At 37.3% G+C, this 18,632-nt stretch carries 17 protein-coding genes; 9 read left to right on the top strand and 8 right to left on the bottom strand.

The window, feature by feature from the left end:
* The first annotated feature begins 21 nt into the window (after positions 1 to 21).
* The 3 genes from KDJ85_RS11105 to KDJ85_RS11095 all read left to right on the top strand — a co-directional run bounded on the left by KDJ85_RS11105 (position 22) and on the right by KDJ85_RS11095 (position 3,632).
* Positions 22 to 1,881: a heme lyase CcmF/NrfE family subunit gene (locus tag KDJ85_RS11105; RefSeq protein ID WP_225819730.1), complete on the top strand. Its 1,860-nt coding sequence runs from the start codon at positions 22 to 24 to the stop codon at positions 1,879 to 1,881.
* Positions 1,874 to 2,917 (top strand): heme lyase NrfEFG subunit NrfF, encoded by a 1,044-nt coding sequence (nrfF, locus tag KDJ85_RS11100; RefSeq protein WP_225819729.1) that lies wholly within the window; start codon positions 1,874 to 1,876, stop codon positions 2,915 to 2,917. Before KDJ85_RS11105 ends, nrfF begins: the two co-directional genes overlap by 8 nt.
* A gap of 316 nt (positions 2,918 to 3,233) precedes the next feature.
* Positions 3,234 to 3,632 carry a hypothetical protein gene (locus tag KDJ85_RS11095; RefSeq protein ID WP_225819728.1) on the top strand — a complete coding sequence of 133 codons (399 nt, stop codon included), beginning with the start codon at positions 3,234 to 3,236 and terminating at the stop codon, positions 3,630 to 3,632.
* A 155-nt stretch (positions 3,633 to 3,787) separates the two neighbouring features.
* Here KDJ85_RS11095 and KDJ85_RS11090 read toward each other — a convergent pair whose 3' ends face one another.
* Positions 3,788 to 4,042, bottom strand: coding sequence for a GDCCVxC domain-containing (seleno)protein (locus KDJ85_RS11090; RefSeq protein ID WP_225819727.1), 255 nt, complete (start codon positions 4,040 to 4,042; stop codon positions 3,788 to 3,790).
* Positions 4,043 to 4,214: 172 nt separating this feature from the next.
* Here KDJ85_RS11090 and yegD point away from each other — a divergent pair, with 172 nt between their 5' ends.
* Positions 4,215 to 5,567, top strand: coding sequence for a molecular chaperone (gene yegD / locus KDJ85_RS11085; RefSeq protein WP_225819726.1), 1,353 nt, complete (start codon positions 4,215 to 4,217; stop codon positions 5,565 to 5,567).
* 54 nt (positions 5,568 to 5,621) lie between these two features.
* Here the strand turns inward: yegD and KDJ85_RS11080 are convergent, their stop codons facing one another.
* Both KDJ85_RS11080 and KDJ85_RS11075 read right to left on the bottom strand, forming a co-directional pair.
* Positions 5,622 to 6,101 carry a DUF4822 domain-containing protein gene (locus tag KDJ85_RS11080; protein ID WP_225819725.1) on the bottom strand — a complete coding sequence of 160 codons (480 nt, stop codon included), beginning with the start codon at positions 6,099 to 6,101 and terminating at the stop codon, positions 5,622 to 5,624.
* A gap of 178 nt (positions 6,102 to 6,279) precedes the next feature.
* On the bottom strand, positions 6,280 to 7,140 hold the full coding sequence (locus KDJ85_RS11075; RefSeq protein ID WP_225819724.1) for a LysR family transcriptional regulator: 861 nt from the start codon (positions 7,138 to 7,140) through the stop codon (positions 6,280 to 6,282).
* Positions 7,141 to 7,249: 109 nt separating this feature from the next.
* On the opposite strand from KDJ85_RS11075, the gene KDJ85_RS11070 reads away from it, so the two are divergent.
* The 3 genes from KDJ85_RS11070 to dmsD all read left to right on the top strand — a co-directional run bounded on the left by KDJ85_RS11070 (position 7,250) and on the right by dmsD (position 9,426).
* Positions 7,250 to 7,720 (top strand): multidrug/biocide efflux PACE transporter, encoded by a 471-nt coding sequence (locus tag KDJ85_RS11070; RefSeq protein WP_225819723.1) that lies wholly within the window; start codon positions 7,250 to 7,252, stop codon positions 7,718 to 7,720.
* A 253-nt stretch (positions 7,721 to 7,973) separates the two neighbouring features.
* Positions 7,974 to 8,441, top strand: a complete 468-nt coding sequence (locus KDJ85_RS11065; RefSeq protein WP_225819722.1) for a hypothetical protein — start codon at positions 7,974 to 7,976, stop codon at positions 8,439 to 8,441.
* 367 nt (positions 8,442 to 8,808) lie between these two features.
* Complete coding sequence (dmsD, locus tag KDJ85_RS11060; RefSeq protein ID WP_225819721.1) at positions 8,809 to 9,426, top strand: Tat proofreading chaperone DmsD; 618 nt, start codon at positions 8,809 to 8,811, stop codon at positions 9,424 to 9,426.
* A gap of 52 nt (positions 9,427 to 9,478) precedes the next feature.
* Here the strand turns inward: dmsD and KDJ85_RS11055 are convergent, their stop codons facing one another.
* From KDJ85_RS11055 to KDJ85_RS11035, 5 genes are read right to left on the bottom strand one after another with little or no spacing between them, the layout of a single operon-like run.
* Positions 9,479 to 9,823: a DUF3088 family protein gene (locus tag KDJ85_RS11055; protein ID WP_225819720.1), complete on the bottom strand. Its 345-nt coding sequence runs from the start codon at positions 9,821 to 9,823 to the stop codon at positions 9,479 to 9,481.
* 49 nt (positions 9,824 to 9,872) lie between these two features.
* Positions 9,873 to 11,012 (bottom strand): trans-sulfuration enzyme family protein, encoded by a 1,140-nt coding sequence (locus KDJ85_RS11050; RefSeq protein WP_225819719.1) that lies wholly within the window; start codon positions 11,010 to 11,012, stop codon positions 9,873 to 9,875.
* Positions 11,013 to 11,038: 26 nt separating this feature from the next.
* Positions 11,039 to 12,034, bottom strand: coding sequence for a D-cysteine desulfhydrase (locus KDJ85_RS11045; RefSeq protein WP_225819718.1), 996 nt, complete (start codon positions 12,032 to 12,034; stop codon positions 11,039 to 11,041).
* 16 nt (positions 12,035 to 12,050) lie between these two features.
* Positions 12,051 to 13,475 (bottom strand): Na+/H+ antiporter NhaC family protein, encoded by a 1,425-nt coding sequence (locus KDJ85_RS11040; protein WP_206082796.1) that lies wholly within the window; start codon positions 13,473 to 13,475, stop codon positions 12,051 to 12,053.
* Positions 13,476 to 13,511: 36 nt separating this feature from the next.
* On the bottom strand, positions 13,512 to 14,657 hold the full coding sequence (locus KDJ85_RS11035) for a trans-sulfuration enzyme family protein (protein WP_225819717.1): 1,146 nt from the start codon (positions 14,655 to 14,657) through the stop codon (positions 13,512 to 13,514).
* 1,339 nt (positions 14,658 to 15,996) lie between these two features.
* Between KDJ85_RS11035 and KDJ85_RS11030 the strand changes: the two genes are divergently transcribed.
* Complete coding sequence (locus KDJ85_RS11030; protein ID WP_225819716.1) at positions 15,997 to 17,127, top strand: M20 family metallopeptidase; 1,131 nt, start codon at positions 15,997 to 15,999, stop codon at positions 17,125 to 17,127.
* Positions 17,128 to 17,151: 24 nt separating this feature from the next.
* Positions 17,152 to 18,588, top strand: coding sequence for a YfcC family protein (locus tag KDJ85_RS11025; RefSeq protein ID WP_225819715.1), 1,437 nt, complete (start codon positions 17,152 to 17,154; stop codon positions 18,586 to 18,588).
* Positions 18,589 to 18,632: the final 44 nt, after the last annotated feature.

Raw genomic sequence — 18,632 nt, 5'->3', positions numbered from 1 at the left:
GTTAAAAAATAAAGGTGATAATTGGAACTGATACTCCCAGAAGTGGGTTTCATCTGCCTAGTGCTGACTCTGGGTCTCACCAGTTTCCAAGTGCTATTTGGGTTTATTGGTCACTTCAGACACGTTCCGAGGCAAATGCCTCAGAACGTGTTTTGGACATCTTTGCAGTTTATCCTATTACTCAGTGCATATATTTGTCTAACCGTCAGTTTTATTAGCAGTGATTTTTCGGTGGTTTATGTTGCTCAACATAGCCACCGACTCTCACCATTATCCATTAAAATTGCCGCCGTTTGGGGCGGGCACGAAGGGTCGTTATTCCTTTGGTTATTGTTTATCTCAGCTTGGAGCACCTTATTTGCGTGGCGCTATCGCCAGCAAAAACACCCATTATTTTCATTAACACTCACCCTAATTGCGGTCATTAATACGGCTTTATTACTATTTATCGTCCTGTACTCCGACCCGTTTGCTCGTATTTTTCCGCCTGCAATTGAAGGGCGAGATCTCAACCCAATGCTGCAACATTGGGGCTTAATCTTGCATCCTCCGCTGCTTTATTTAGGTTATAGCGGTTTAATTATTGTTTGTGCTTTAGTGATTGGTTCACTGTTATCAGATGCGTTTAATACAACAACAGCTTGGTTGTGCTGGCGTTTTCTAGTACCAAGTTGGTGCATACTCACTCTCGGTATTATTCTGGGTTCTTGGTGGGCTTATAGCGAATTAGGCTGGGGCGGGTGGTGGTTTTGGGACCCTGTCGAAAATGCCTCTTTACTACCGTGGCTGAGTGCCACCGCACTCCTTCATAGCTTAGCTGCATCACGAAAAAGTGGGATTTATCGCCACTGGTCCATGTTATTGGCAATCGCCACATTTATTCTCTCTTTATTAGGTACCTTGATTGTTCGTTCTGGTATTTTAATGTCTGTACATGCCTTCGCATTAGATAATGTGAGAGCCGTCCCCCTCTTTATATTATTTAGTTTTTTAAGCCTAACCTGCTTACTTATCTACGGGTGGAAAGCCAAAACGACTGACAATGCAACACAAGGTAAAACACAGCGTGACGTTTATTTATTACTCACATTAATCCTATTTGTCGCTGTGTTATTTATTGTGCTTACAGGCACATTGTACCCGATGATTTACACGTTATTTAGTTGGGGGAAAATTTCGGTTGGTGCACCTTACTTCAACCAGACCTTGTTACCCTTTGGCATTTTAATGTTGCTGGTAATTACATTAAGTGCATTTAATCCAAATCCGAAAAAACGTCGTATTCTTTATATTGCATTTTTCGGTTTACTACTTGGCCTAGTTTTAGCACCACATGGTATTATTATTGCTACTGCCTGTAGTTTATTAACTGTTGTTTTATTGGTTTTATGGTTAAAACCTTTCTACATTATCCGACAACAACTTCCCGCTTTATTAGCGCATACTGGGGTGGTTATTTTTGCTGCGGGTATTGCACTTTCAATCGGTAGCCGCCAAGAAACTAGCGTTAATCTGGCGGTTGGGCAAACAATCACATTAGCAGGCTATCAATTCAAATTTGCCGATTTACAACTCGCGGCACAGCCTAATTACACCACTGAAAAAGCCATTATTCACATTACTCAAGGGAACCAATTTCAACATAATTTAATTACCGAACGCCGTTTTTATCTTGCTCGTCAGCAATTAATGATAGAACCAGGCATTAACTGGGGATGGTTACGTAATTGGTATGTGGTGCTCGGTGAAAAGACCGCTGACCAACATTATGCAATGCGCTTTTATGTGCAAGATGGTATTCAATGGATATGGAGCGGCGGTATATTAATGTGCCTAGGACTCTTATTTGGCTGGATAAGAGGGCGAAAAAAACATGCTTAATCTCTTACGTGCCCTATTCTTATTATGTATTTCAACCATAGCGAATGCGCAAATAGTCGATACATGGCAATTTAACAGTGCTGAAGAACAAGAGTATTCTTTACAGATTGCTGCGCAACTACGCTGCCCTCAGTGTCAAAATCAAAACCTATTAGAGTCTAACGCCCCTACCGCCGTCAGTATGCGCCATCAAGTCTATAAAATGGTATCCGAAGGGAAAAACCAACCCCAAATAGTGCAATATATGAGGGAACGCTATGGCGATTTTGTTCTGTACAACCCACCCGTCAATTTTACCACCGCCATTCTTTGGTTATTGCCTTTTTTTGCATTTTGTCTGATTTCTTACTACCTAATACGCGCCCTTCACACACAGAGAAAACAGGCATCGACACAATCATCAGTAAATTCATCAGAGCAATTACTGGCGATGCCTAAAATAAACCCAAACCTTAATACATGGAATCGCAAGCTCAATGCTTTACTCATCGTATTGGTCGTAGGGATCACCGCAAGCTATTTTTTATTACCCCGTTTTCAATTAGCTTATAATGAATATCAACGCATTTCAGATCCCATAAATGCCTTCACACCATTAGAACAAGAACAAAGTGACCTATTACGCTTACAAAATGATATTCGCCAATCACCTAAAAACGGTGAACTTTGGGCTGTACTTGGGGAATATTATTTATACCAAAATAGTTATGATAATTCGTTAATTGCCTACCAGAGAGCGCTAAAATATACCGGAGAAAATGCACAACTGTACTCCGCTATCGCCACTGTTTTATACTATCAAGCGGGCCAGCACCTCACTGATGAGACATTAGCTGTTATCAACAAGGCACTTAGCCTTGATAATAATGAAGTCACTGCGTTGATGTTAATTGCTTCTGATGCGTTTATGAATGCAAACTATGATAAAGCCATTCAAATTTGGCAAACTCTACTCGATAGTAATAGTCCACGAATTAATCGAGCACAACTTATTGAAGCAATTCAAATGGCAAATATCATGAATAATAAACAATAATAACTTTATTCTAATATTACTAACGCTAGGTATTAATACATGGTAATCTATCACTAAGTAAAATTATCACGAGCAAAATAATGACAATCTATTTAAATGTGTAATTTTTCGTTTCTTATTGATTGCCATTATTTCATTTCTATATTACTTAAAAAAAATTTATGCTAGATTTAATAGAATCAGCATTTTTTAATACACACACGTACAAAATCGCAATTAACGAAGTCATATAGCCACATATACTGCTTATATGCACTTTCCTGTTTGTGTGTTTATTAAGGATAATTAAAATAACTACATATAGAAAATAAATACTATGAGAAATAAAATATTTTCATTTTTAGTCGTAGGGCTTGTTGCTGGCGTCTCCTTTATTGGCGGCGTTGCGAGTAACTATACTCCTGATTTAGATATTGTCTCTAAATCACAAAGAGCAGTAGAAGACTTTTTAGCATTCCCAAAGACAGCAAAGTATAAAAACGTTAAATATCATGAAATAAGAGAAACGCTAGATCATGGTATGCTCGGGTATGTTTGCGGTGAAGTTCTTATCTTCACTACCCAAAACTCATACAGTTTTAAGCGGTTTATTGTCAAAACATACCTACATCAAGATGGGCGTAATGTCGTTTCTATTCCATTAATTGATAGTGATGAAAAAGAATTTCCAAACAATGAATTTAATATTATTTGGACTAAATACTGCAATAGTTAACAAAACGTAAATATTTAATTCTATTCATTATAAATTTAGCTTAAATAAAAAATTAAATAGATATAAATCAAATATAGGATTTATATTTAATAACTGAACTTCATTTATAGATAAATTGATAGCAAATTAGAGTCCCATATTTTCATATGGGCTTTTTATTGGTCAGCTTTAAGGGTTGAGCAACAACAAGAAGACGAGCCCTTAATTTCGGCCTCTTGAATCGGTGGACATTTAACTGAACCATAAGAGCAGAAAACACAACAATCCCCTTTTAATGGCGTCAATAAAACACCACAGTGCTTGCATTCATAAAACCATTGACATGCATTTGTTGGCATTTCTTCCTCTTCAGATTGCCTACACTCAGGACACGTGATCACTGATATTAATTCTATCTGTTTATGACTCATTTTAGCTCCATAACATCCACATTTTATTTCATGAGAATAGCCCGTCTTCATTACAAGTTCCTTGAGCTAAGTACAGATCAAGCTAAAAACTACTATTCTGATAGTAATTCGAACCTGCTTGATATAAAGTCTTTCCCCTTTTTTCTTTGGTCACTTAATTTTTGGAGATGAGATGTTTATTGGTTTTGATTATGGAACATCCAACTGCGCTGTCGCGATAATGGAAAATGGCGTACCTAAATTGCTGCCTTTAGAAGGTGAGAAAGCTTATATTCCATCGACTCTTTGCGCGCCAACGAGAGAGTCCGTTTCTGAACATTTATTTCGCCATTGCAAGATTTCACCTTCCGATGATATTGGACAACAAATTTTAAGAAGATCAATGGCGTTTAACCAAGAAGAAGGTGTTGACTTAGTACCTGAAGACATTGTATTCGGTCAAGCTGCGTTAGATTTATATTTACGGGATCCTCGTGATGTCTATTACGTCAAATCACCAAAGTCATTTTTAGGGGCTTCTGGTTTACATGAAACACAAATAAGTTTTTTTGAAGATCTTGTCTGCGCCATGATGCGCAATATAAAAGACACCGCCGAAATAAGTACACACAACCCAATTACAGATACCGTTATTGGACGCCCTATTAACTTCCATGGCCGTGGTGGTGAAACAGCCAATCAACAAGCAGAAGCCATTTTATACCGCGCGGCAAAACGTGCGGGTTTTCATAATATTGCTTTTCAATTCGAACCCGTTGCAGCAGGTTTAGAATATGAGTCAACGTTAAATAATGACCAGATAATCTTAGTCGTTGATATCGGTGGCGGAACAACAGATTGCTCATTAATAAAAATGGGGCCAAGTTACCGTGGTTCAGAAGATAGAACTCAATCATTATTAGCTCACAGTGGCCAACGTGTGGGTGGGAATGATCTCGATATCTACCTTGCTTTAAAACAACTTATGCCGCTTTTTGGCATGGAGAGCCAATCGTTATCTGGGTTAAAAATGCCATTTTTGCAATTTTGGAATCCCATAGCCATTAATAATGTCGAAGCACAAAAAGAATTTTATTCAAGACCGAACTTATTGGCACTTACGCGTTTAAAGCAAGACGCGAAAGAACCCGAAAAAATTGTGCGCTTACTCGAAGTTTATAACCAAACATTGGGCTATAGCCTTGTTCGTAAAGCTGAAGAAGCCAAAATTGCCTTATCGGATAATACAGAGTATTTAGCTAAAATAGCTTTGATAAGTGAAGTGCTAGAAGTGAATATTCGGCAAGATCAGATGGTTGAATCCATTGAATCACCAAAAAGTAAAATGATTGAACTGGTAAAAGAAGCCGTAATTCAAGGTGGCGTACAACCAGATGCTGTTTTTGTCACGGGAGGGAGTGCTCGTTCACCGATATTACACCAAGCTATTACTCAGGAACTGCCAAATATTCCTATTGTAAAAGGTGATGATTTTGGCTCCGTCACAGCAGGATTAGCACGCTGGGCTGAAACTTGTTTTAAATAAAAAAAGCGATCACTTGCTTAAAATTAATGCCGCTTAAGCGGCATTAATTAGAAACTATTTTTTTACTTTATGAACAATATCAAAGTACTTATCTTTACTATCTTGTTCAGGGTAAATACGGTAAGTATATTCTTCAGGTGTCACTGTGACATTTTCAACAACACGGGTAAATAACACTTCACCTTTGTCATTTTTCGCCGTTAATGAACGAGTTTTACCATTTTCATCAAATGACCAATCCCCTTTCATTTTTGGTTTGCCATCGAAAGTGGTCATATTAAATGTGCCATCAGGGTAATACTCAGCTAGGCCAAAGAAATTAGCGACTTGCTTATCATCAGCGCTGACTACTTTTTTGTCTTGATCCAACGCTTCCGTGGTTGTCCAAACTTTACCGACCATAATTTCTTCATAAGCATTTAATTTATGCTCCGCGCTCTGAGCTTGGCTCACAGCTTGAGTTGTAGCGGCATGAATACCAAATGACATAGTAGATACAACAGCAAATAATGTAGGTACTAATAATTTTTTCATTTTCTTCCTCTCAATTAACGCTAACAACAGAACTTGTTTTATTTAGGTTAACGACATGAGTCTTATTATCAAAATAGTATTACGTTTATTTACATGAAAACATTTTGTTACATGAAATATTTAGTGTTTTAGTCTGAAAAATCTGTAAATAATTTAGTATTCGAAACTAAAGATAACTTTAAACATCACCAGCGAGTAATTTATTTATTAACCAGTAGCCAGCTTTACCCGGAGGGCTATTTTTAGACCAAACTAAATCAACATCTATTTTTCGTGGCCACAAATCATAATTAAGGCTGACTAACACGTCATGACCAAATTGTTTAACTAACCATGTAGGTAAAATAGCCCAGCCAATACCTTGTTCCGCCATTTCCAATAACAATAAATAGTTAGGTGCTAACCAGTTTTTCTCACTATTAATAATAATTTGGCTACTGCTACTCAAACGTAATTGACGTGTCGTCGTTAAATGTTGATAAGTCAATTTTTTTTCTAGTGCTAAAGGATGTGTTTTTAATACATATAATCCGAGCTCACCTTGAATAGGCAACCGTGAAAAAGAAATATCCGCAGGATATTCAGTTCTCGACTCCATCATACCAACATGAGCCTGCTGGTTTTGGATCATCTCAATAACCGCATTATTTTCTGCAATTAAAAATTCAAACTCAATGTGCGGGAACTGCCTATTTAGCGTTGTTAGGATATGCTCAGCATGGGGTGGCTGGTAAATATCTGAAAAAGCACAGCTTAATTGTGGCTCAATATCTGGAGATAACTCGACTCTTAATGCTTGCAAGCGCTCATTGGCTGATAATATATCTTCAACCAAACTCAACACTTTTTTCCCCGCCAACGTTAGCGTAGATTCACGCCCTTGACGGTCAAATAATGCAAAGCCCATATCATCCTCAAAACCACTAATTGTACTGCTAATCGTTGACTGGCTTTTATTGAGCTTCCTTGCCGCCGCAGAAAATGATTTTAACGATGCCGCTTCTACAAAGGTACGTAATGTTTCAATGGAATAATTCATAAGGTATCGGTTTTATCGATGGCTGCCATTTTGTATATATAGTAAAAATCACCAATAATTGCACCTGTTTTTTACTAATACATTATTTTGCTATAAGTTTGAGGTTGTTATGAGCAAGCATACAAAAACATTAACTGAACGAGTTTTTCACGCAGTTTCATTCGAAGTCATTGCGATAGCAATAACTGCACCGGTCAGTGCGTGGGTTTTAGGACGCTCAATTTTCCAGATGGGAACAGTGGCTATCGTACTTTCCACACTCGCCATGTTATTAAATCTATTTTATAACATGCTGTTTGACCGTTTTTGGCCTTTATCAAAAGGACCAAGGTCTGCAAAAGTACGTATTGGCCACGCCGTTGGTTTTGAACTCAGCTTCGTTATCTTAGGTGTCCCAATGTTGGCTTTATTATTAAACATGACCCTATGGGATGCCTTTATTTTAGAAGTTGGCTTTTTTGCTTTTTTCTTATTTTATACGTATGCATTTAACCTGGTATATGATGTTTTACGCGTACGTTGGTTTGAACATCAAGAAAAACACGCCAAAGCTGCTAATCCTATAGTAAAACGTACTTAATTCTCCCAGTAACACCGGATATCGACATATTCGGTGTTACCTGTGTTTTCCCTTCTACTTTCCCAAACTATCCATCACTATAATTGCAAAAAACTTCCGTTTATTAATTAATAGATGCGTTTTTTGCATTCAACATTTGCAGAAATGTCAATTTTCCCTTTGTCTTTCATCACTTATATTTAGCGCATTAAAGAAACAAACACTTAAAGTCACAAGCCAATATTAGCTGGCTAAACTGTTTAAAGGTATTTAAATGAAAAAAATATTTATCTCATCGGCATTTTTTTTAATCTTTCACATGAGCGCACAAGCCGATATCCGCGCACATGAAAATGCAATTGTTTCATTAAGCTTTAATGAAAATAACACATCTTATGCAAATGAAGCGGCAATCGCGGCTCATGCAAAGGCCGCTAATTTACCTAAAAGTGAAATCAATGGAGTGGCTAAGCCTTTTTCACAAATGAACGTTCATGAAAAAGCCATAACCACATTAAATTCCACTGAAAATAATATGTCACCCGCTATTTTACGTATCATCGAGTCGCATATTAAAGCAAGCCAACTACCTTCTAATAAAATTTCAGGGGTTAGCAAATCTCTTTCAGACATGGATTCCCATGAAAAAGCAGCTGTAGCATTAAGTTTTACCCACAACAACCAGTCCCCTTCAATGATTTATGCAATGGAACAACACTTAATCCGGAGCCAAACAAAATAAGAAAATTCGTTATTAACGCACTATTTCGATTTATCACACACTAATCATGCTCAAGGCTTAGGATCTATTCTGGGCCTTTTTATTGACTTCACGCCACAATAACCCCATCTAAATTGATTTAAAAAACACATAACAAACTTGTTTTTAACCTAGTGACCCCAAAGACTCACTTAAGCCTTAGTACTAACAGAAAAACGTTTTCTTATCTTGCGCTGAACGTCGACAAATATCTGATGATTCGTTACGATGGTTAAATCAATATGTTGATATTTCCATAAACAAGTACAACCGAAAACCACCCTTTATTTCATTTGAAACTCAAATGGTTAAAAATTTTTAGTAAAATTAAAAGACGAAGTGAATCAGTATGGAACAAAAACAATTAGATGACATGTCACTGTGCATCCAAACTTTAGGCGCACTCTTTTCCTATGACCCTTCAGACCCTCGAGTTAGCAGACTCATTGAGCTATTTAGCACCAGTGAATGGTTAACAGAGTGGCCTCTCACCGCTCATTATGATTGCCAACGAATTAATCAGTTATTTCAAGGTGATACTAAGCAATCTGAAACGCTAAAAGAGGCCTATGAGCGATTATTTATTGGCCCTAATGCACTCCCTGCTCCGCCTTGGGGTTCTGTTTATCTCGATAAAGAAAATGTTTTATTTGGAATTTCTACCCTTGAATTAAGAGCTTGGCTACGTAACAACCAAATTAATATTGAATTGAATGCCAATGAACCAGAAGACCATGTTGGCTTATTATTCTTATTAACAGCGTGGGTTATCCAAAATAAGCCTGAATTGCTAAATGATTTATTGGAAATTCATTTCTTACCTTGGATATATCGTTATTTGGAAAAAATGCAATTACAAAGCGGTAATCACTTTTATGAAGCTACTGCGTTATTAGCAACAGAAACCTTAAAATACTTGCAGAAAGAAGCTCAATTGACGCCAGTGAATAAAGAGCTTTATCTATAGTTTCTATTTATTAGAAGATAAGTGCCCTAAAAAATATTAGGGCACTTTTTTATTATGGATGCTGTTTAGGTATATGGTAAGTATCTACTAAAAACGCAATGATTTGGCTTAAATCAGAAATGTAAGACGTATTTTTATACACTCCAGTTTGATAAGAAGACGTTATCCCCTCTGGTAATATTAAAGCAGGTAAAGATTGATTCTCCTCGCCACACATATCCACTAATTCTTCTCGTGGTTTCTCAAAAGGCAGATAACTTACCTCAATGAAATTGAATAACCTCGGGTTTTTAGCGAGTATTCCCTCTAGCATTGTGCAGTCTGGGCAAAAAAAAGTGTCATCTTGATAATTTTTATCCGAAAAACCCATATCTAAAAGATACAATTTACATTTCATTGTGATACCCATTTTTGTAAGGAATAAAGATGAAAAATAAGCCTTCTGGTTATAGCGTTGATAGTGCGTTATCTAAATCAGCTAATAAATCACTAATGTCTTCACAGCCAACTGAAAAACGTAGCAACCCATCCGTCACTCCCTGTGCAATGCGTTCCTCTTCAGGAATACAAGCATGGGACATAATCTTAGGGTAAGAAATAATTGACTCAATTCCCCCTAAGCTAACAGCGACCAATGGGATACGAATCGCATCTAAAAATAATTTCACATTTTTTTCATTGCCTAAATCAAACGAAACGACCATTCCGCCATTTTTAGATTGCTGCATATGAACTTGGTGATTTGGGTGTGAAACCAAGCCTGGGTAAAATACCTTTTTTACTTTCGAATGTTGGTTAAGATATTCTGCAAGCTTCTGCGCATTTTCACTGGAACGCTCAACACGCATTGCCATTGATTTTAAACCGCGCATGGTCAACCAACTATCAAATGGAGCAGCAATACTGCCAATAGCAACTGCTGATTTGTGTAACCATTTGGCATATTCGGCATTATTTGTCGCAACTGTCCCTAAAATAACGTCGCTGTGCCCATTTATAAATTTAGTGGCGCTATTAATCGAGAAATCAATACCTAGTGAAATCACATCCGACAATAACGGCGTCATAAACGTGTTATCACACACAGTGATTAAATTATTCTTTTTTGCCAAACCAATCACTGCATTTAAGTCTGTTACTTGCAGTGTTGGGTTCGATGGCGTTTCAATGTAAAATGCCTTGGTATTTTCTTGTATTGCATCTGCATAATTTTTAGGATCTGTCGCATCAACAAATGTCACTGAAATACCGTAACGAGGTAAAAACTCAGTCATTAACTGAAAAGTGCCACCATAAATATTTTTACAGGCAACAATGTGATCTCCCTGGCTAAACCCTAATAAAACTGCACTAATGGCAGCCATACCCGATGAAAAAACCTCAGCAAATTGTGCGTTTTCAATTGAGCAAATAGCTTCACTTAGTGCATCACGGGTTGGGTTTGAAAAACGCGAATAAATATACGCGTAATTTTCTTCAATATTACTTTGCGAATAAGTTGACGATTGATATAACGGAATAGATGAACTTCCCGTGTACTTATCCGTCATTGGATAACCGTGTATAACTTTAGTATTAATCTTCATAGGTACATCACATCTTTAATATAGTTTTAAATACTTGTCACATTGATTTCAGGATAAGCAAATAAGGCAGGTGAACCGCCTGTATGAATAAATAAAAGCGGCTGACTGCCTTCAATAGTTTCTTTTAATACATTATCAATTAACCCTGCCATGGCTTTGCCCGTATAAACAGGGTCGAGTAAAATCCCTTCTTTTTGTGCTAATAATTCAATTGCTTGTTGCCCCTTGCTATTCGGCGCACCATAAGCAGGTGAAAAGTATTGATCCCATAATTGTACATTCGGAAAATTAGCAAGGTTTAATAATTCACTTATTTCATTTTGCAACTTTTCAACTTTTGGCTGTTGTTGTTCAACCGTACGCGAAACTGTTACGCCAATAACGGGAGTTTGAGGCAAAACGACCTGTAACCCTATAGCCAAACCAGCATGAGTTCCGGCACTACCTGAAGCAACAATCACCGCAGCAAAATCAATATCTTTTGGCTTTTGCTGTGCAATCTCCAAAGCACAACTGACATACCCCAGTGAACCTAGAGCATTCGAACCACCGACAGGTACAACATACGCATTTTCTAACCTTAATGACTCAATTAATGCTTTCATTTGTTCATTAGGGTCAGTTAATTCTTCACAAAAATAACAGCGAGTATCAAATAAATCGGTCAGCAGTTTATTGCCATTATTTAGAAATAGGGAATTCCCACTTTGCAGCGGGTTTTCCAACAAAGCCACACACTCTAAACCATACATTGCTGCAATAGCCGCTGTTTGGCGAACATGGTTAGATTGTATAGCGCCTGCAGTGACTAATACTTTAGCTTTTTTCTGTAGTGCATCCGCAATAATAAACTCTAACTTACGCAGTTTATTGCCCCCCAAAGCAAGGGGGGTCATATCATCACGTTTAATATAAATTTCTCGGCCAAGGTATTCAGATATATTATTCAATTTCACCAATGGCGTTGCGGTGTGTAATAAATCAATTTTCGCTATTGCTGAAAGCCTTTCTTGTATATTCATTTGAATATTATCCAGATTAATATGTGAAGCCTAAATAGAGGTAGACCATCAGAGCAAATGCAGCTGTCACAGTGGCATAAGGCATTTGTGTTCGAATATGTTCAATATGGTCACAATCTGTTGCCATCGAAGCCACAATCGCATCACTGGAAATTGGGGATGTCATATCGCCGTAAATAGACCCTGCGATAGCTGCACCAATCATATATTCCACTGGCATTCCCACTGAAATACCTAATTGCACACCGATAGGGATCATAATGGCAAACGTTCCCCACGATGTGCCTGTTGCCAATGACATTACAGCGCTAATTAAGAAAATAAATCCGATTGAAAATGCTGGGGAAATAACACCAGAAGTCACTTCTGCAATATAAGCTCCAGTATTTAAATCTGAGGAAACTGTCCCCATTAAGAATGCTAATATCATGACTGAGCTGATTTTCACCATGCTAGCGTAACCGATATATAATTCTTTAAAGAAGCTCTCAATATTTAATACGCGACGCGCTAAGAACCAGACAAAGGAAACTAGCGTTCCAAACATGACCCCCCAATAAACAGATGTTGAGCCGCTACCTTTACTAAAATCACCATTACCAGTGATATATAAAGCCACTGGCACCATTAATACCGTTGATAAAATTGGGATAAAGAAATTTAAAGATGTATGGCAATTAGGATGTTCAATAATATCTTCATCATCTTGCTCAGTATTTTCCGCAGATAAGATGGTTAACGATTCTTCATGAGCTCGCAATTCTGCTTTTTTCATCGGTCCCCAAGAAAAATTGGAGAAGATATAAAATAAAACCGAAGCTAAAGAAAACCATGCCATGATATTAAATACCATCGAGCTGGCTAAAATTTCAAAAGGTTCACCCGTAATAAAACCCTTTGATATCTGCACGCCAATCACCCCCATCATCGCTGCCCCCCAACCGTTTATCATCGCTGATGAGCACACCGACACACAGGACGTTTGCACGATATAAGACATTTTTTCTGGTGAAACACCATAATTCTTCGCGAGTGTTTTTGTTGACGCACCTGCAATTAACTGGTTAATTGAACTTTCAATAAAAATTAATGACGTAATAATCATTGCCATTAATTGAACGGCTTTTCTATTTTTAATCAACTTGGTTTTATTAGTCAATAATCTGACAAGTGACCTAACACCACCTGTAACCACAACAAGCCGCATAATACCGCCTATCATGACCATAAATAGAATTGTTTTTGTATTTCCTGGTGAGGCAAAAGTATTAATAATGCCATCGAGTGTTCCGTTAACGCCTAATAATATATTATGATCATTAATAACGGTAAACCCAACTAGTATTCCCAATAATAAAGATAAAATAACTTGGCGTGTAAAAATGGCTAAAAGTATCGTGACCAGTGGAGTGACAATGGTCCAAATTCCATAATCATTCATGGGGTGCTCTCTTATTATATTTTATTGTGATTTTAATTAAGATAATGCTTTTTCTAAATCATTTAATAAGTCGTTAATATCTTCAATACCTACTGATAAACGCAATGTCGTATCGTAAACATGAATACTTTCTCTTTCTTCTTTAGTCATTGAACCATGGGACATGGTCGCTGAATGGTTTACCATACTTTCCACACCACCAAGAGACTCCGCTAATACAAAATAAGTCACCTTAGATAAAAATGTTTTTGTATCTTCAATATCACCTTTTAATTTAATCGTCACAACTGCCCCCCCGCTTCGCATTTGTGTTTTGCATAGCTGATGTTGCGGATGTGATGGTAAACCTGGGTAATAAACGTGCTCAATTTTCGGGTGTGTTGCTAGATATTCTGCGACTTTCTGCGCATTACTGCATTGTGCTGACATGCGTAATGCCAATGTTTTTAAGCCACGTAACGCAAGGTAAGCATCAAAGGGAGAAGCAATTGCACCGAGGGTGGTTTTTAAAAAATCAAGTCGGCTGGCAATATCTTCACGTTGTGTAATTACCGCACCACCAATTAAATCAGAATGACCACCGATATATTTACTGGCTGATAACATCACTAAATCGGCACCTAATTCTAATGGTTTTTGGTTCCATGCTGTTGCAAATGTATTATCCACACACGTCAAAATATCATGCGTTTTTGCCAACGAACAAACCGATTTAATATCCACTAACTCTAATAACGGATTAGTTGGACTTTCAATCCAAATTAAGCGGGTATTGTCTTTTATGTTAGCTTTGACCTCATCAAGATTATTTAAATCAACATAATCTATTTCGTGACCACAGTTTACGGTTGCAACACGCTCAAATAAGCGGAAAGTTCCACCATAAACGCCCTTCATTGCAATAATATGAGAGTCTTTTGGTAGTAAATTTAGCACTAAGCTTGAAGCCGCAACACCTGAAGCAGTCGCTGTTGCGTAGATTCCACCTTCAATTTCCGCTAACAGTGTTTCATAGGCATAACGAGTCGGGTTACTACAACGGGAATAACAATATTCTCCATGCTCAGTTAAGCTTTGTTGGACAAAAGTACTCGCGGTTGTGATTGCAGGGAAAATCGCATGATTGACAGTATCTTGCTGTTTTCCACCATGAATTAAAACAGTAGCAATATTCTTAGTCATTATTAAAACCCAATCATAAAAAGATAAAAAAGTGTTTATTTATATTTGTTGCTGAAAGGAATATGCCATAGGGAAATAGAAAAATTTTTCTAAAAATCGATGACTTTATACAAATTTAGAGAAAAATTTTCTAAATTTAAATTAATAACCTTAAAATACAATGGGTTAATCAATTAATATGAAATGAGTGAGCCGTCACAATATCACTATTTAATTTATCAATATCTACTGCACCAGTAGATAAAACACATTAACCTATTAAAATTAAAGAATAATTGTATATTAAAAGTTAATTATATTACTAACCAATGTAATCAAGTCTAATGAAAACCATGATTAGCATGATAGCTTTATCTGAAATTCTACTTACTACTAATACTGACTTACTCTTTAATGATGCTATTGTAGAAACTTATTCTCTTTTGCTCTCCTAGCTATTATCTCTTACATATTTCTCAGCTATATCAGCTCATTTATTACCAACCACAAAGTGAAGAACAATAATTACCCTATCAGATCTCTGTAAGGTAGCTAAAAACGTAGCTTCATTTTATATCTCTAATAATGTCGCCAATTAACCAAGCCAACATTTAGTACACTATTTAAACAAAATTATGTTTATCATTAATTTCGATTTCACCTACGAACAAAAAGCACTTAGCTATACTTCTTTAAAATCAAAAGCCATCCACAAAATAAAGTGTTCAATAATCATTCAATTCAAACCCTAAAGACCATAAAATTTATTATGTTTATTACATTTAAATAAAAAAATAAATTTTAATATTGGTTCATTTACACTCAAAATTATACTTTATATAAGTAAATCGAATAAAATCAAACAAAAAAACCATTACCGTAAAACAAAAAACCAAAATACAAATATCCTTAATTATTTATAGTGAATGATTAAATTTATTTCATTAATTTTGATTTTCCATTCAATTTCAATGCATTAAATAAAAATAAAACAAAACTTGTATCTAAATTATTTAATATGATAGAGTCAAAAAGTACCGACTCCTGTAGGTATCCTGCATATTAACCTTTCACAGAATAGTGAAGTTATATATCGAATCATTAAATTCGATTTAGTTAATCCGTGTCATAGAAACATAACAGAGACGATAAAAAATGCTTACAATAATTATTTAAAAATTTTAATCAAATAATTAAAACTGAGCATTTTATCAAGTAGTGCATATATTTATTTAATTTAAATAAAAATGAAATTCCTTACATTGCACTTATTCTTATCTTTATTTTTCGATGTAACACCACATGCAGAACACAATAAAAACAGTCTCATTAACGACAAACACAATATTAGGAATCCATTATGACTAATCATTTTTTAGTGCACGAGCCTGCCATGTTAAAACTCCTGGAACAGGTCGTGAATATCGAATCTGGCTCTTATGACAAGACTGGCGTCGATAACCATGCTGCCGTGTGGTGCGAAAAATACCAAGCAATGGGGTTTGAAATTGAAGTCATTGAGAATGAATCATTAGGCAATAACTACCGTATTTATTACCCATCGGTAAAGGCCGATATCTTAATTTTACTGCACTTAGATACCGTTTTCCCTAAAGGCACTGTCGCAGAACGTCCATTTAGTATCAAAGGTGATAGAGCCTATGGTCCAGGTGTGATTGATATGAAAGGCAGCCATGTCATGGTGTATCAAGTCATGAAGCAATTGTACGATAACCAAGACTCTCGCTATAAAAATATCGAAATTTTACTCAATTGCGATGAAGAAATTGGTTCTATTTCATCCCGAGGTGTGATTGAAAAATGTGCATTAGGCAAGCGTTATGCCTTAGTTATGGAACCTGCACGTGCCAATGGCGCCATTGTTAGTGCACGCCGTGGTGTCGGCACTTATGTATTGAGCATCGAAGGGAAGGCTTCTCACTCAGGTATCGCCCCTGAAGCTGGTATCAGCGCTATTCAAGAGCTATCCCACAAAATCCAAAGCTTACATGCACTCTCTGCCCATGATCAAGGCTTATCCGTTAACGTTGGTCTCATTTCAGGTGGAACCTCAGTCAATACTGTTGCACCTAATGCGAGAGCAGAAATCGATGTACGAATTTCTTCTGAAGAACAAGGCGTGGAAATTGATAAAAAAGTCAGAGAAGTGTGCAGCAAGCCTGTATTAGATGGCATTAAACTGACGCTAACTGGGGGAATCAATCGCCCGCCGATGGCTAAAACGGATGAAAGTACAGTACTTATCGACATCATCAAGCAAGAAGCAACGAAATTAGATATCGAGTTAATCGACGTTTCAACAGGCGGCGGCTCAGATGCTTCATTCACAGCCGGCGCCGGCACTGCCACAGTTGATGGCTTAGGCCCAATCGGCGGCTACCAACACAGTGATAAAGAATATTTAGAGATTCCATCATTAACTGAGCGAGCGCAGTTATTTTTCAATGTATTACAACGCATTACGCAATAAATAATAATCCAACAGGATAATAATATGGCAACAACGTCAACAAACACACCACCAGCGAAAAAGCGTTCGGAAGGTTTGAACCCTTACGTTTTATTGTTCTTCATTTTAGTCATCGCAGGTATTGCGACTTGGATCGTTCCCGCAGGGCAATATGCATCAGAGACTAAAGTCATCACCATGGTCAAAGATGGTATTGAAACTAAAGTATCTAGCTCTTACACCATACCTGGTAGCTATGAGCGTTTACCTGAGCAGCATGGTATTTTACCGGGGCAAATTTTCACGTCTATTGCCGATGGCTTAGTGAAAGCAGCACCAATTATCTTTTTAATTATTTTTACAGGTGGTGCGTTACATCTTCTTGAAGAAACCGGTGCCATCAAAAAGGTACTGAATAATATTTCGCGCAGTAAGAAGCTCAATGATTTTTTGTTAATTACAATTTTCTTTGTGGTGTTTTCTATTTTAGGTACCACTGGCATTGTCGTTAACTCAATCATTGCATTTGTGCCTATCGGCCTGCTAGTCGCAAAATCTGTTGGAATGGACGATAAATTTGGTGCTGCATTGGTCTATGTTGCTGCCTACGCTGGTTTTAATGCCTCAATCATGGCACCGATGACGGTTGGCTTGTCACAAGGCTTAGCTGACGTTCCCCTGCTATCTGGCCTTGGTTTCCGAATGGTGATTTATATCGCTTTCGTCATCGCGGGTATCTTATTTTTAACTTTCTATACCAAAAAATGCCGTAAACAAGGTATGGTTCGCCCAGAGATTGCTACCGATGACGCTGATCACCAAACCTCAAAAATTTCGGCGCTACACATCATCACTTTGTCATATAGCGCATTTTGCTTAGTTGGCTTTATTTTTGGTGCTGTTGAATGGGGCTGGGGTGAAAAAGAGATGATGGCGATGTTTATCATCTTAGGGGTAGGTGTTGGTGTACTCAACCGCATGTCACCAAATAGCATTGCAACAGGATTTTTAAAAGGCTGTGCGGGTATGGTTGGCGGTGCATTTATCGTTGGTATGGCACGTGCTATTGCGATTGTATTATCTGATGGCATGATTTTGGACACCATCGTCAATACAATTATTTCAATGATGGATGGATTGCCAAAAACCCTTTCTGCACTCTCAATGTTTGCAACTGCAGCGATTATGCACTTCTTTATTTCTTCTGGCTCAGGTGAGGCCGCTGTATTAGTGCCAATCTTTACTCCGATGGGCGACCTGCTCGAAATCACCCGCCAAACTACCGTACAAACGGTTCTGTTAGGTGAAGGTGTGGTGAACTGCATTAACCCAACATCGGGGATTCTAATGGCTGTGCTGGCTACGGCGAAAATCCCATATACCACGTGGGTGAAATTTATTTGGCCATTGGTATTTACATGGATTGCTATTTCTATTGTGGCTCTGGTTTATGCCGTCCTGACTAATTTAGGGCCAATTTAATCCGTAGATAAAAATAGAGAAAACTGACTTAACACCACCTTTTT

This window comes from Providencia vermicola, from assembly GCF_020381325.1.
GTDB classification, from domain to species: Bacteria; Pseudomonadota; Gammaproteobacteria; order Enterobacterales; family Enterobacteriaceae; genus Providencia; species Providencia vermicola.
Note: the sequence above shows the minus strand (reverse complement) of the source record. Positions and strands in the feature narration are given on the sequence as shown.